Source organism: Salinivibrio sp. PR5 (assembly GCF_001996085.1).
Taxonomy (GTDB): domain Bacteria; phylum Pseudomonadota; class Gammaproteobacteria; order Enterobacterales; family Vibrionaceae; genus Salinivibrio; species Salinivibrio proteolyticus.
Genome location: NZ_MUFK01000041.1, coordinates 14,300 through 28,989 on the forward strand (window position 1 = coordinate 14,300; position 14,690 = coordinate 28,989).

The 14,690-nt window shown below is 51.1% G+C and carries 13 protein-coding genes; 9 read left to right on the forward strand and 4 right to left on the reverse strand.

The genetic code is table 11. The features are described 5' to 3' along the window. Positions 1–14: 14 nt before the first annotated feature. The 5 genes from BZG82_RS13265 (at position 15) to BZG82_RS13285 (ending at position 4,660) form a co-directional block, all read left to right on the forward strand. On the forward strand, positions 15–1,091 hold the full coding sequence (locus BZG82_RS13265) for a PhoH family protein (RefSeq protein WP_077766044.1): 1,077 nt from the start codon (positions 15–17) through the stop codon (positions 1,089–1,091). After that, a complete protein-coding gene (gene ybeY / locus BZG82_RS13270) occupies positions 1,088–1,558 on the forward strand; it encodes an rRNA maturation RNase YbeY (RefSeq protein ID WP_077481753.1) in 471 nt (156 codons plus the stop codon). Before BZG82_RS13265 ends, ybeY begins: the two co-directional genes overlap by 4 nt. 18 nt (positions 1,559–1,576) lie before the next feature. Further along, on the forward strand, positions 1,577–2,449 hold the full coding sequence (corC, locus tag BZG82_RS13275; RefSeq protein WP_069587389.1) for a CNNM family magnesium/cobalt transport protein CorC: 873 nt from the start codon (positions 1,577–1,579) through the stop codon (positions 2,447–2,449). Continuing rightward, entirely contained in the window at positions 2,445–4,010 is a 1,566-nt protein-coding gene (lnt, locus tag BZG82_RS13280) for an apolipoprotein N-acyltransferase (protein ID WP_077766048.1), read from the forward strand. Before corC ends, lnt begins: the two co-directional genes overlap by 5 nt. A gap of 71 nt (positions 4,011–4,081) precedes the next feature. Continuing rightward, positions 4,082–4,660: a YSC84-related protein gene (locus BZG82_RS13285; protein ID WP_077455604.1), complete on the forward strand. Its 579-nt coding sequence runs from the start codon at positions 4,082–4,084 to the stop codon at positions 4,658–4,660. 98 nt (positions 4,661–4,758) lie between these two features. Here BZG82_RS13285 and BZG82_RS13290 read toward each other — a convergent pair whose 3' ends face one another. After that, on the reverse strand, positions 4,759–5,922 hold the full coding sequence (locus BZG82_RS13290) for a DUF2066 domain-containing protein (protein WP_077766045.1): 1,164 nt from the start codon (positions 5,920–5,922) through the stop codon (positions 4,759–4,761). Positions 5,923–6,173: 251 nt separating this feature from the next. On the opposite strand from BZG82_RS13290, the gene BZG82_RS13295 reads away from it, so the two are divergent. After that, entirely contained in the window at positions 6,174–7,424 is a 1,251-nt protein-coding gene (locus BZG82_RS13295) for a uracil-xanthine permease family protein (RefSeq protein WP_077661836.1), read from the forward strand. Between the two features lie 65 nt (positions 7,425–7,489). Here BZG82_RS13295 and gltX read toward each other — a convergent pair whose 3' ends face one another. From gltX to zipA, 3 genes are all read right to left on the reverse strand, one after another. After that, positions 7,490–8,914 (reverse strand): glutamate--tRNA ligase, encoded by a 1,425-nt coding sequence (gene gltX / locus BZG82_RS13300; RefSeq protein ID WP_077661837.1) that lies wholly within the window; start codon positions 8,912–8,914, stop codon positions 7,490–7,492. 104 nt (positions 8,915–9,018) lie between these two features. Beyond that, positions 9,019–11,028 carry an NAD-dependent DNA ligase LigA gene (gene ligA / locus BZG82_RS13305; protein WP_077480211.1) on the reverse strand — a complete coding sequence of 670 codons (2,010 nt, stop codon included), beginning with the start codon at positions 11,026–11,028 and terminating at the stop codon, positions 9,019–9,021. A gap of 115 nt (positions 11,029–11,143) precedes the next feature. Then, entirely contained in the window at positions 11,144–12,052 is a 909-nt protein-coding gene (gene zipA, locus BZG82_RS13310; RefSeq protein ID WP_077766046.1) for a cell division protein ZipA, read from the reverse strand. A gap of 262 nt (positions 12,053–12,314) precedes the next feature. Between zipA and cysZ the strand changes: the two genes are divergently transcribed. The 3 genes from cysZ to BZG82_RS13325 all read left to right on the forward strand — a co-directional run. Further along, complete coding sequence (gene cysZ, locus BZG82_RS13315) at positions 12,315–13,073, forward strand: sulfate transporter CysZ (protein ID WP_077766047.1); 759 nt, start codon at positions 12,315–12,317, stop codon at positions 13,071–13,073. Positions 13,074–13,264: 191 nt separating this feature from the next. Beyond that, positions 13,265–14,233: a cysteine synthase A gene (gene cysK, locus BZG82_RS13320; RefSeq protein ID WP_069587398.1), complete on the forward strand. Its 969-nt coding sequence runs from the start codon at positions 13,265–13,267 to the stop codon at positions 14,231–14,233. A 318-nt stretch (positions 14,234–14,551) separates the two neighbouring features. Then, a partial coding sequence (locus BZG82_RS13325; protein WP_131826242.1) for an HPr family phosphocarrier protein occupies positions 14,552–14,690 on the forward strand: 139 nt, incomplete at its 3' end.

Sequence of the window (14,690 nt, forward strand, 5' to 3'; positions counted from 1 at the left end):
AAGCGAGGATAACCTTGTCTAAAATTATCACTCTTGATCTTACTTTAGAGCCAGCCGATAACACCCGACTTGCCAATCTTTGTGGCCCGTTTGACGACAATATCAAACAATTAGAACGCCGCTTAGGTGTGGAAATTAATCACAGACACAATGCGTTTTCGATTGTTGGCAAGCCACATACCGCGAATGCCGCGGTAGATATTCTCAAGCATTTGTATGTTGATACTGCCCCAGTGCGTGGCAGCTACCCAGACATTGAGCCGGAAGCCATTCACTTGGCAATCAAAGAATCGGGCGTACTCGAGCAAACCACCGAATCAAGCATCCCATACGGTAAAGAGATTAATATCAAAACCAAAAAAGGGGTGATCAAACCGCGTACGCCAAACCAAGCGCAATATATTGCTAACATGGTTAGCCATGACATTACCTTTGGTATTGGTCCGGCGGGAACCGGTAAAACCTACTTGGCGGTCGCAGCGGCGGTTGATGCACTTGAGCGCCAAGAAATTCGCCGTATTTTGCTGACACGTCCTGCGGTAGAGGCCGGTGAAAAACTGGGCTTTTTGCCCGGCGATCTCAGCCAAAAAGTCGATCCTTACCTGCGCCCTTTGTACGATGCCTTGTTTGAAATGCTTGGCTTTGAGCGCGTTGAAAAGCTGATTGACCGTAACGTGATTGAAGTCGCGCCGCTGGCCTATATGCGTGGCCGTACCCTCAATGACGCTTTTATTATTCTCGATGAAAGCCAAAACACGACGGTGGAACAAATGAAGATGTTCCTGACTCGGATTGGCTTTAATTCGCGTGCTGTGATCACCGGTGATGTGACACAAGTGGATTTGCCCCGCAACGCGAAATCAGGCTTACGTCATGCCATTGAAGTGCTTTCTGATGTCGAAGAAATCAGCTTCCACTTCTTTCAAGCTGACGACGTGGTTCGCCACCCCGTGGTGACGCGTATTGTTCAAGCCTATGATAAATGGGAAGCGGAAGATGCGCGCGCACGCAAAGAAGCCGAAGCGCGTCGTCGTGAGGCACGCGAAGCACAAATGCACACAGAACACAGCCAATCGCAGGAACAATCATGAGTTATTACGTGGATGTTCAGCTGGCGTGTGATAATACTGACGGGTTGCCCAGTGATGATCAGCTCCAAGCTTGGTTTGAACACGCCGTACGCAACGCGCGTGAACAAGCGGAAGTCACGATTCGTCTGGTTGACGAAGGTGAGAGCCAGAGCTTGAATCGCGATTATCGTGGCAAAGATAAACCCACAAATGTGTTATCGTTTCCGTTCGATGCCCCTCCCGGTATCGACATTGATTTGCTCGGCGATCTGATCATTTGCCGCCAAGTGGTTGAGCGTGAAGCTGAACAACAAGGCAAGCAATTGATGGATCACTGGGCACACATGGTCGTGCATGGCAGCTTACACCTGCTTGGTTACGACCATATTGAGGATGATGAAGCCGAGCAAATGGAAGCCTTAGAGCGTGATATTTTAGCTACCATGGGGGTGCCTGACCCCTATGCGAACGACTTCATTGAGCGTTAACTAACTGAATGAATTTGAATGAACGACGATAATTCGCAAAACGCAGACGGTCCGAGTAGGAAGACCTTCTTCGAGCGGCTAGGACAGTTTTTCCAAGCTGATCCTAAAGACAGACAGGAACTGGTGGATGTGTTCCGCGATTCAGAGCAAAACGCCCTGATCGACCATGACACAAGAGACATGCTGGAAGGTGTCATGCAAATCTCCGACATGCGTGTTCGAGATATCATGATCCCCCGCTCGCAGATGGTAACCGTTGAACGATCGCAGTCTTTGGAAGCGATCATTAATATCATCATTGATGCCCAACACTCGCGTTATCCTGTGATCAGCGATGACAAAGACCATGTTGAAGGCATCTTACTTGCGAAAGATCTGCTGCGCTACTTGCGCCCAGATGCCGAAAACTTCGATATCGAGAAGGTGTTACGCCCTGCCGTGGTGGTACCCGAGAGTAAACGCGTTGACCGCTTACTCAAAGAGTTCCAAGAAGAACGCTACCACATGGCGATCGTGATCGATGAATTTGGCGGTGTATCGGGCGTGGTCACCATTGAAGATATCTTGGAAGAAATCGTTGGCGAAATCGAAGATGAGTACGACGAGGACGACGAACAAGAAATCCGTCAGCTAAGCCGCCATACTTTTGCGGTAAAAGCACTGACCACGTTAGAAGACTTTAATACACATTTCGGCAGTCAGTTCCAAGACGATGTGGTAGACACCATCGGCGGCTTGGTCATGACCAGCTTTGGCCATCTGCCCGATCGCGGCGAGGAAGTGGATATCGAACATTTCCACTTTAAGGTGACCTCAGCAGACAGCCGTCGTATCATTCAGCTACAAGTCACCATTCCTGACAGTAGCGAACCTCAAAGTGAAAGCGATTAATCACATTGTGCGTCAAATTGGGCAGCCTCTCGCGGCTGCCCTGCTTGGTGCCAGTGCCACCCTTGCCTTTGCCCCCTTTTCTTACTGGCTGCTAATGCCGGTATCGCTTTGGGGTCTATTCCTGTTGCTCCAATCCACCTCCCCCAAAAGGGCCAGTTTGCTCGGCTTTTGCTGGGGTCTGGGTCAATTTGCTACCGGCGTCAGCTGGGTGTATGTCAGTATCGATCATTTTGGAGGCATGCCCGCCATAGCAGGCTTGTCCTTAATGGCGCTGCTGGTCATATACCTTGCATTGTATCCTGCGTTATTCGCCGGAGTGTTAGCGCGCTGCTCGGTGCGCCATGCCGCGATTAAGTGGCTAGTTCTCGCGCCTAGTCTATGGCTGGTGGCCGATGGGTTACGAGGCTGGGTCTTCACCGGTTTCCCGTGGCTGTGGCCCGGCTACAGCCAAATTGATAGTCCTTTAGCTGGCGTGGCGCCAGTGCTCGGTGTGCAAGGCATCACTTGGCTGCTGGTGCTAATGGCAGGATTGGCGACCTTAATCACGCCCAAATGGGGCGCGTGGCAAGGACGCAAGCAGTTAGCTGGCCTTGTGGCGATCGCTGGGATATCCGCGTGTGCCTACGGGCTTAACACCATCCAGTGGGTTGAAGCGCATCCAGAGAAACAACAAACGGTTTCCCTGATCCAAGGCAATATTCCCCAAGCGTTAAAGTGGCGTCCCGATCAACGCTGGCCAACCTTAATGAAGTACCTAGACCTCACCCGCCAACATTGGGATAGCGATGTGGTGATCTGGCCAGAAGCGGCCATTCCGGCGTTAGAGCGTGACTTACCTCGCTTTTTTGAGCAATTGGATACCGCCGCGAAAAATAACCACACCACGGTCATTACCGGGGTGTTAGACCAAAATGCGGCAGGGCAATATTTTAATAATGTGATTGCGGTTGGCGCCGATACGCCTAGCTATCAGTATCCCGCGCCGAAGCAATACAGCAAGCATCATTTGCTCCCGTTTGGTGAATTCGTTCCCTTTGAATCGTTACTGCGTCCGCTTGCGCCTTTATTTAATTTGCCCATGTCTTCGTTCTCACCGGGCGAGGCCATACAACCGGCATTACCGGCCAATGGCTTGGCCTACATCACGGCGCTTTGCTACGAAATTGCGTTTCCAGCGCAAATTCGCGCCAACTTGACGCCGGACAGTAACGCGATTATCACTTTGTCGAATGATGCATGGTTTGGCCGCTCAATTGGCCCATTGCAGCATTTAGAGATTGCGCGGATGCGCGCGCGTGAGTTTGGCTTGCCGGTCATTCGTGCCACCAATAATGGTGTGACTGCGATTATGGATGCACGCGGCAATATTCAGCAATCCCTCCCGCAATTTGAAACCGGTGTGCTTACCACCACAGTCACCAGCACTGTGGGTCTCACCCCCTATCGCCAATGGGGTAATACCCCGCTTTGGATTTGGGTGGTGATAAGTGGGCTTATTGGCTGGCGATATCGCGGCCAGCCTTATCATCGCACTCCACGGAAAATTTCCACACGCGCCTGACATTTGTCCGCCTGAACTGACGTAACGTGTGAGGTGAAAGACTCACTTTGATGACGAAGAGGGATAAAAACATGTTACGTCGTTCTTATGTATGGTTGAGCATGGCGTTAGTGGCACTGACCGCCCTAGTAGGCTGTGCCACCCATTCTCAGCAGGATCAAATTAGCCAAGCAAACCTGGCACGCGATCAGTTTTATCAATATCCGCAAACCCAACCCTTTTTTGATAACGCCTATGGCTATGCCGTGTTTCCTTCGGTCGGTAAAGGCGGTTTTTGGGTGGGCGGTGCATACGGTAAAGGCGTGGTCTACCGCCAAGGTCAGCCGGTCAGCGCAGCCGAGTTAAAGCAAGTGTCGGTCGGTCTTACTTTTGGCGGACAAGCCTTCAGCGAAATCGTCTTTTTTGAAGATCAAGCCGCGTATGACCGCTTTATGAAAGGACAAGTAGAGCTAGGCGCACAAGCCTCCGCGACCGCCTTAACCGAAGGCGCCTCTGCGCAAGCCGGCACCGCAGGCACCTCGGCGTCAGCCAGTAACCGTCAGTCAAAGGCCTATTACGTTAATGGTCTGACTGTCTTTACCCATGCTAAAGGTGGCCTGATGGTCGAAGCGGCACTTGCAGGTCAGCAATTTAGTCCGGCTAGCTGGTAGTCACAACGATTAACCGCCTATCTTAAGACAGGACAACCAAGCGAAAAAAGGCCAGCATCATACGCTGGCCTTTCTATTTGTGTGTCGTCGGCATGCGGTTACGAGGACTGCCAAACAAACCACAGCGTCGTGTCATCCTCAGCTAAGACATCTCCTTCGAGTGTCGGCTCACTGTTGAGTCGAACGTCCTCATCCATACTCTCTAATGCTGAGCCAGCTGGCTGCTGTGGTGACGTTTCCACTTTCTCACTACCCGCATAATCGAGACGCTCTTGCGGGGTCATAAGACGGATTTCGCGATTCGCGGTCAGCTCGTTAATCAATGCTTGTTGTGATGCAGCTAAACGCACCGTAAATCGCAATGCATCTCCCTCGAGCTCCGAAAGGTGTGCACTTTGTAGCGCATTTAATCCAGCTAGCGTGCGCTCTAGCTGGACGTAATCATCCCCACCTTGCACGCCTGCAATCGCCAACGTCACCGCTTGACTGTCATCATTTTGATCAAACACCACGGCAGTACGGGTCGCATAATAATCGGCGATCGCATTGATCATAGCCGCACTGTCGCCTTGCCCGCGCTGTTGATCGGCTTGCAAGTCGCTCGCATCGGGGAAGAATTGCCAACGTATGCCCTGCGGGGTCAGTTTGGCAATCACAATACCGTCCGCTTGATAGCGCTGACTTGCGTCGCTAACCGGGCCGATAAAGCCTCCCCAAAGATCACTGGCAGAAATAGCCATCAGATCATCAAAATCACCCACCGGCACCAATACGGGCAAACCACGCTTGGCAGCACTGTCTCGCAAGGCGTCAACCAAAGCCACATCGCTTTGTTCCCACACAATCTCGCGTTCAGCACCACGATCGTCCACCAGCCATACTAAGACGGACGGACGCGGCGTACCCCACAAAGGCAATCCCGCATCACGCAGCAGCGCTTGCACTTGCTGGCTATCAAAGCCCACTTCAAGGGTCCGTACCGATTCACTGTTCTCCGTACGCGCCGTTTCACCATACCCTACCTGGGTGATCAAACCATCCACATCATTAAGACGATTCTGCACACTGGGATTATCGGCAATGTCACGTTGTCCCGAGACTTTGACCAACACATCCAGCAAGCCTTGTTGCTTAGCCGCTTGTTGCGACGTTTGAGCGCCGTTATCTAATGGTACGCTTGCATGGTACAAATTATTGGCAAAGGCGCTGGGTAGCCACAGCATAGCCAGCATAGCCATCATGGTCATTACAAATCGGATCATAGTTTTTCCACATTGATTGATGGGATGTTGGGATCATAAGCGCTCTTGTCCTCTCTCAGCAATGCTCTTACCTAAAAAAGACCTGATTACTGACCGTTGGTTCACATAGCCCTCTCACCACGCTGCCTCTCGCCACTAGAATGAAATCCGTTACATCGATTATTTGCTACCGATCTCACATTGATAAATATGACAAGCATCACATCTTGGCTTTGTGCTAACATCTCGCGATTTTTTTTGGAGGTGAGACTATGATGCAAGTTTTACAAGGCGCACAGATGCTATTTGTTGCATTTGGCGCATTGGTATTGGTGCCATTATTAACTGGGCTTGACCCCAATGTCGCCCTCTTTGGTGCCGGTATTGGAACCCTGATTTTTCAACTTATCACCCGTCGCTCCGTCCCCATTTTCCTCGCCTCTTCTTTCGCTTTTATCGCTCCCATTCTTTACGGTGTTAACAACTTTGGTATTCCCGCCACCATGGGAGGCCTAATGGCGGCTGGGGTGGTTTACCTGATTATGGGCGGTATTATCCGGGTCAAAGGCGTCGACATCATTCACAAGTTGTTGCCACCTGTGGTGGTGGGTCCTGTCATTATGGTGATTGGCCTGGGGCTTGCGCCAACTGCGGTCAATATGGCGTTGGGGAAAAGTGGCGATGGCGGCACGCAAATTATCGCCGGTGATGTTGCGATTTGGATTTCGTTGCTATCGCTGCTGACCACCATAGTGATCAGTGTGTTTGCTAAAGGCTTCTTTAAGTTGGTGCCAATCTTGGCGGGTATCGTGGTGGGATATATCGCCAGCCTTATCATGGGCGTAGTCGATTTCACCGCTGTGACTCAAGCAAGCTGGCTCGCCATGCCCGCCTTTACGCTGCCTGAATTTAATATCAACGCTATCTTATTCATGATCCCCGTGGCGATCGCTCCCGCTGTTGAGCATGTGGGCGATATGTTGGCTATCTCAAATGTCACCCGCAAAGACTACCTGAAAAAACCCGGTCTTCACCGCACCATGGCAGGTGACGGTGCCGCGACCATTGCCGCGTCTTTATTCGGTGCGCCACCTAATACCACTTACAGCGAAGTCACCGGTGCCGTGATGCTCACCAAAGCATTTAACCCAGTGATTATGACCTATGCAGCATTAACGGCAATTGTGTTGGCCTTTGTCGGAAAGCTGGGCGCGGTGTTACTGACCATTCCTTTGCCTGTGATGGGCGGGATCATGATCTTATTATTCGGCTCTATCGCGACGGTGGGATTAAATACCCTGATCCGCAATCAAGTCGATCTGCATGACTCTCGCAACCTCGCGATTGTCGGTGTGACCTTGGTCTTTGGGATCGGCGGCATGGCATTCGGCATTGGCGATTTTAGCTTACAAGGCATTAGCCTGTGTGGTCTGGTCGCGATTGTGCTCAACCTTGTGTTGCCACGTAAAATGGGCGAAAACCATATTGTTGACAGTGCGCAGATGGAAGAAGGCTCGCACTAACCCCCGATCGAAAAAGGGCGCCGAAGCGCCCTTTTGGATTTTCCCACCTAAGGTGGTTGAGTTGATTAACCTTGCGCCGCACGCGCTTCAACAAGCTTAATCGCTTGCTCAATACGCGCGACCACACGGTCTTTACCAATCAGGTGCATGACCGCATCCACAGAAGGCGATTGACCGCCACCGGTAACCGCAACGCGTAATGGCATGCCCACTTTGCCCATGCCCACATCCAAATCGGCACAGGTATCGGCGATTACTGCTTTTAAGGCTTCCACGCTCCAGTCTTGCAGCGCTTCAATTTTGCCTTTCGCCACTTGTAATGGCTCTAGTGCCACCGGACGCAGGTGCTTTTTCGCCGCCGCTGGGTCGATCTCATCAAAGTCTTGATAGAAGTAACGGCTTTGTTCCGCCAGCTCTACCAAGGTATGACAACGCTCGCCGACCAGCTGGATCACGTCGGTGATAGCCGGGCCTTGGCTAATATCGATGCCAGCTTGATCAAGGTGCCACTGCAGGTGCTGCGCGACCTCTTGCGGGTCGGCGTGCTTAATGTAGTGGTTGTTCAACCACAGCAGCTTTTCAGTGTTAAACGCTGAGGCTGACTTGCTGATCGCCTCAAGGCTAAACAGTTCAATCATCTCATCGAGCGAGAAAATTTCTTGGTCGCCATGTGACCAGCCCAAGCGCACCAAATAGTTCAGCAACGCATGAGGCAAGAAGCCCTGATCGCGATATTGCATAACGCTGACCGCACCGTGGCGCTTAGACAGTTTCGCACCGTCGTCACCAAGGATCATCGAGCAATGCGCAAACTCAGGGACCGGTGCGCCCAGCGCTTTGTAGATATTGATCTGACGTGGGGTGTTGTTGATGTGGTCTTCACCACGCACAACTTGAGTGATCCCCATATCCCAGTCATCCACAACCACACAGAAGTTGTAGGTTGGACTGCCGTCGGTACGACGGATAATCAGATCATCCAGTTCACTGTTCGCAATTTCAATACGGCCGCGGATCTTGTCGTCAAAGACAACCTTACCCTCTTTCGGGTTGCGGAAACGGATAACATGCGGGTCATCGGCCTTAGCGTTTTGATTCGCTTCAATCACTTTTGGATGATCAGCGTCGTAGCGTGGCTTAAGACCGTCTGCTTTTTGTTGCTCACGGATCTCATCGAGCAGCTCTTTCGGGGCATAGCATTTATAGGCTTTGTCTTCCGCCAAAAGTTGGTCAACAAGCTGGTTATATCGGTCAAAACGCTTGGTTTGATAATATGGACCTTCATCCCACGTTAAACCCAACCATTCCATCCCTTCTAAGATGGCGTCGATGGCCTCTTGGGTTGAACGCTCAAGATCAGTATCTTCAATACGCAATACAAATTGACCGCCTTGGCTGCGTGCTGCTAGCCAAGAATAGAGTGCTGTACGCGCACCGCCCACGTGCAAAAAGCCGGTTGGGCTGGGGGCAAAGCGGGTTTTGATAGTCATTAGGATCCCTATCCCAGTGGTGAGAATGATGAGTGACAGTTAGTTTACCAGTACAGGTAAATTCCACAATCGAGGCCACGGGATTCCCCGAAGCCTCGCGGTATTTATTGGTTGATCAGTGCCAGCATGCCGTCTTCATCTAACACGGTCACACCTAAATCTTGCGCTTTGGTCAGTTTCGAGCCAGCGGCTTCACCGGCAATCAAGATATCTGTTTTCGCCGAGACGCTTCCGGTCACTTTAGCCCCTAACGCTTGCAGCGCGGCTTTTGCATCCGTACGCGACATTTGCGACAAGGTACCAGTCAACACGATGGTTTTTCCCGCCAAAGGCTGTGCTTGCGCATCCGTTTGTTGGGCCACTTCCGGCCAGTGGATCCCAGTTTCCAACAGTGCATCCAACACATCTTGGTTGTGAGGTTCGGCAAAGAAGCGAACAATATGGCCCGCCACAATCGTCCCAACATCAGGGACCGCAATCAAGGCTTCTTCATCCGCGGCGCGCAGCGCGTCGAGGGTTTTAAAATGTGTGGCCAGATTTTGTGCCGTGGCTTCGCCAACCTCACGGATCCCCAACGCATAAATAAATCGAGGCAAGGTGGTCGCTTTGGCTTTTTCTAGCGCATCAATCAGATTTTGTGCTGATTTTGGCCCCATTCTATCCAAGGCGGTGACGCGGCCCGCCGTGAGGCGAAACAGATCAGCGGGAGTATGGATCAGCTCTTTTTCAATCAGCTGCTCGACGATTTTATCACCGAGGCCATCAATATCCATCGCCTTACGCGAGGAGAAATGCTTAATGGCTTCTTTACGTTGCGCAAGGCAAATTAACCCGCCAGTACAACGCGCCACCGCTTCACCCTCAACACGAGTGACCGCAGAATCACACACAGGACAAGCAGTTGGAAAAACAATCGGCTGCGCATGTTCTGGACGGCGGCTTTCTACCACGCCGACCACTTGTGGGATCACATCACCCGCGCGACGGATCACCACGGTATCACCGATATGAACCCCTAAACGCTCAATTTCATCGCCATTGTGTAAGGTCGCATTGCTGACCGTCACGCCCCCGACAAAAACAGGTGCCAGTTTTGCGACCGGTGTGATGGCTCCCGTTCGTCCCACTTGGAACTCAACATCGTTGAGGGTGGTAATTTCTTCTTGAGCCGGGAATTTATAAGCAATTGCCCAACGGGGAGCGCGCGCAACAAACCCTAGGGTTTGCTGGCTTTCAATGCTGTCGACTTTTATCACCACCCCGTCAATTTCATAGGGCAATGCATCACGTCGGGCTAAGATGTCTTGGTAGTAGCGTTTGACACCAGCTAAATCCGTCACCTGTTTGACTTCAGGGCTAAGCGCTAGACCCCACTGTTTAAGCTTTTGCAGGCGTTGGAACTGCCCCTCGCCAAATGGTGTCGACATAATGCCAACGGCATAAGCATAAAAACTAAGCGGACGGCTGGCTGCAACTTTAGGGTCCAATTGACGCAGACTACCGGCGGCCGCGTTGCGCGGGTTGGCAAAGGTTTTATCCCCTCGCTTGAGGGCAGCTTCATTAAGTGCCTCAAAGCCCGCTTTAGGCATAAAGACTTCACCGCGCACCTCAAGACGCGTCGGCCAATCTCCCGCCTGCAACGTCAACGGGACGTTACGAATCGTTTTCACATTGTGGGTGATGTTTTCACCCGTGGTGCCATCGCCTCGGGTCGCAGCTTGGACCAAGACACCATTTTCGTAAATCAAGCTAACCGCTAAGCCATCAAGTTTTGGCTCACAGGTATAGGTGACAGACTCGCCATCACCGAGTCTGTCTTTAACACGGCGTTCAAAGTCAGCCAGATCGTCATCACTGAAGGCATTGCCCAAAGATAACATCGCCAACTCGTGGGTCACTGTCTCAAATGCGCTAAGCGGTGCGCCACCCACACGCTGACTCGGCGAATCAGCCGTCACCCATTCAGGGTGCTCAGCTTCAATGGCCAGCAACGTTTGCATTAAACGATCGTACTCCGCGTCCGGCAGCTCAGGGCTGTCTTCGACATAGTAACGATAGGCATGGTAGTTAAGCTGATGCTTCAACGCATCCAGTTGTTCTTTGCTGTAAGCCATGATTGATCTGTTGTGACTGATTGAGTGACAGGCAAGTATATACGTATTAACGGCGAAGATGGAGATGTGTGCGTGTAGGTGGTTGGCCGATGAACAATCACCGACCAACTTCGACCTATGCAGAGAAGGCTTTAACCCGCTCTCGGTACTCGTCAAGGCGAGACGGCGTCATCATGGCGCGCGCATCGTCAAGCACCAGCCCGCCGAGCTCATCGGCAATCTGCTGCGCGGTTTGTAGCATCAGTTTGAAGTTTTGTTCCGGCTCACCATAACAAGGCAAGGTCATGAAGAAGCTAATTCCAGGCGTTTCAAAGCCATCAATATGACCGATATCAAAGGTCCCTGGTTTTACCATGTTCGCGACACTAAACAGCACCTTGCCCGTGCCTGACGGATCGGAATGACGGTGATAAATCCCCATATCACCAAAGCGCAAGCCATGCTGTTCAAGGCTGTTGGTTAACTCAAGACCGTTGAAAATGGCATTGTTATTGGCATGAACATGCAAAACAAGCACTTCAGTTTCATCTTCCGACTCGGCGGCTTCACCTTGCTCCGCGTCATGCTCGGCAGTGTCTGGTTGCGCAGTGTCATTAGTGACCGGCGCAGTATCCTCACCGTCTTCTGCTTGATGGGCGGTAAATGGCGCGGAGGATTGCTCACCCGCTGCAGGCTCAGGGGCATCATCGGCCGCCGACATTGATGGAAAAGCAGGCTCGACGGGGTCTGTCTTCGCGGATTCGTCGGCAAACAAGGGGTCGACATCGGGTTTATCACCAAAACTCACCGCAGGCTCTTTGCGGCTGGGTTTCGGATTGTCGCCAGAGGCGCTTTTGACGACTCGGACTGCGCCTATCCCGTCTTGATCAAACCCTTGGTCGTCTTTGCTGTCATCCAATTTTCCCAGCGGCTTTTCACCAAACTTGGTGCTCTTTTCTTTCTTATTGGTCCAGAGGCCATGCAACAGCAAAGCTGCAATTGCTAATGCTCCCAAAACAATCAGTACAAGGCGCAATTCCTGCATCGTCGATTCTCAAATCTGTGTTTGTTCAGCGTATTGATTAGCTTATGGCATAGCGTGCGCAGATACGCAAACGCTTTGTCGATCATAAGCGGGCCACATTGACTAACGCAATGCGTAATCGGTCAACTTAGTTAACTGTATCAAAAGTTGGAGACAATTTAACGAATACAGCGACAGAAATGCGTAAAGTTTCCACGCATTTGACCGTTGTCAGCACCTCGGTTGGGCCAGTAGTATAACCCCAAATCAAAAAGGAGATGCCATGACCCACCGTGTTCATCCTCAGCCTCGAAGCGGGGCTGGCTATTTGTTACAAGGTTTTTCACTGATGCTAACGCCGGGATTACGCCGTTTTGTAGTGATCCCGATTATCGTCAATGTGTTATTGATGGGCGGCGCATTTGCTTATTTATTGTCTCAATTTAGCGATTGGATTGATACTTGGCTTGCGACCCTCCCAGAATGGCTGTCTTGGCTGTCCTTTGTGCTTTGGCCGCTGGTCGTGATTGCTATCTTAGTGGTGTTTTCCTACTTCTTTAGCACCTTAGCTAACTGGATTGCAGCACCTTTCAACGGTTTATTGGCGGAGCATTTAGAGGCCAAGCTAACCGGCGCCCCCTCGCCCAATGATGGCATGCTCGATGTGGTTAAAGATCTGCCACGGGTAATGAAACGGGAATGGCAAAAACTGATGTACTACATTCCCAAGGCGCTGGGATTGCTGCTGCTATTATGGATCCCCGCCTTAGGCCAAACACTTGGTCCGGTATTGTGGTTTGTATTTAGTGCTTGGATGATGGCCATTCAATACTGTGACTACCCATTTGATAACCACAAGGTAGCCTTCCCGACCATGCGCGACAGCCTGAAACAACGCAGAGGCACATCGCTCAGTTTTGGGGCTGTGGTGATGCTGTTTACCATGACGCCAATCCTGAACCTGTTAGTCATGCCTGCTGCCGTATGCGGCGCCACCGCATTATGGGTCGACACTTATAAGTCGCGACTCGGGCGCTACTAGCTGGTTGTTACCTCACTCAAAAACCTCTACGCTCAGAGAGAAAAGCTCACAATTTCAGTGGGCTTTTCTTCTATTTGCCAATCATTTTTTGGTCGATGTCACAATAAGATATAACCAACTGATCCTTTTCAAAACAGGCATCAGAGATATGCTTATAGCCAAACTAATCGGTGTCATGAAGGAACGATACAATGGGTAAGATTTACGAAGACAACACACAAACTATCGGTAATACCCCGCTGGTTCGCCTCAATCGCGTAGCTAAGCCAAACGTGCTTGCCAAAATCGAAGCGCGTAACCCAAGCTTCAGCGTCAAGTGCCGAATCGGCGCCAACATGATTTGGGACGCCGAGAAAAAAGGTACCTTGAAACCCGGTATTGAGCTGATTGAACCGACCAGTGGTAACACGGGGATTGCACTCGCTTATGTTGCTGCCGCACGTGGTTATAAACTCACCCTAACGATGCCTGAGTCGATGAGCTTAGAGCGTCGTAAACTGCTTAAAGCGCTGGGCGCGAAGCTGGTGCTAACCGAAGCGCCGAAAGGCATGAAAGGGGCGATTGCAAAAGCAGAAGAAATCATGGCCGCAGAGCCCGGCAAATACCTGATGCTGCAACAGTTCGATAACCCTGCTAACCCTGAAATCCATGAAAAGACTACGGGACCTGAGCTGTGGGACGACACAGATGGTGAGATTGACGTGTTTGTTGCAGGTGTCGGTACCGGCGGGACACTGACCGGTGTGAGCCGCTACATCAAAAACACCCAAGGTAAAGCGATCACGACCGTCGCCGTTGAGCCTGCAGAGTCGCCTGTGATTGCACAAACTTTGGCCGGTGAAGATGTGCAACCTGCCCCTCACAAAATTCAAGGCATTGGCGCAGGCTTTGTTCCTAAAAACTTGGATGTCAGCCTGATCGACAAAGTGGTTTCTGTCACCTCAGATGAAGCCATCGAAATGGCACGTCGTCTGATGGAAGAAGAAGGCATTTTGGCCGGTATTTCATCAGGTGCGGCTGTGGTCGCTGCCAACAAAATTGCTGAGCTTCCTGAGTTTGCAAACAAGAAGATCGTCACAATTTTGCCAAGTGCTGCAGAACGTTATCTCAGCTCACCGCTGTTCGCAGGCATGTTTACCGAGCTAGAAAACGAACAGTAACAGCAGGTTAGTGTGCACAGCACATTTACCTCCCCCTGACAAAAGGCCCACATCGGGCCTTTTTTGTTTGATTTTTATATTAAGCTTTAGTAAAAAACGTCTGCCTTTTTATTTTCCGCATCAAAATAAAAGCGACATCACCTGATGAGTGGAAGGTCAAAAACGGCAAAAAGATGACAGGAAATTGACATGGATTAAGCTATACGGTCAATTTCTTGGTTAGGTTAACGCCAACGGATAGCGAAAATGCCCGTCAGCGGTTAAGCTAATCTTAGATTTAATACATAGATTTAAAAAAATAGAGATACGGGGTGAATCATGTATAAGAAGCAAGTTGAAATTACTGCAGAAAACGGCCTACACACTCGTCCAGCAGCGCAGTTCGTAAAAGATGCGAAAGCCTATGATGCTGACATCACTGTTGAGTCTAACGGTAAAAGCGCGAGCGCAAAAAGCC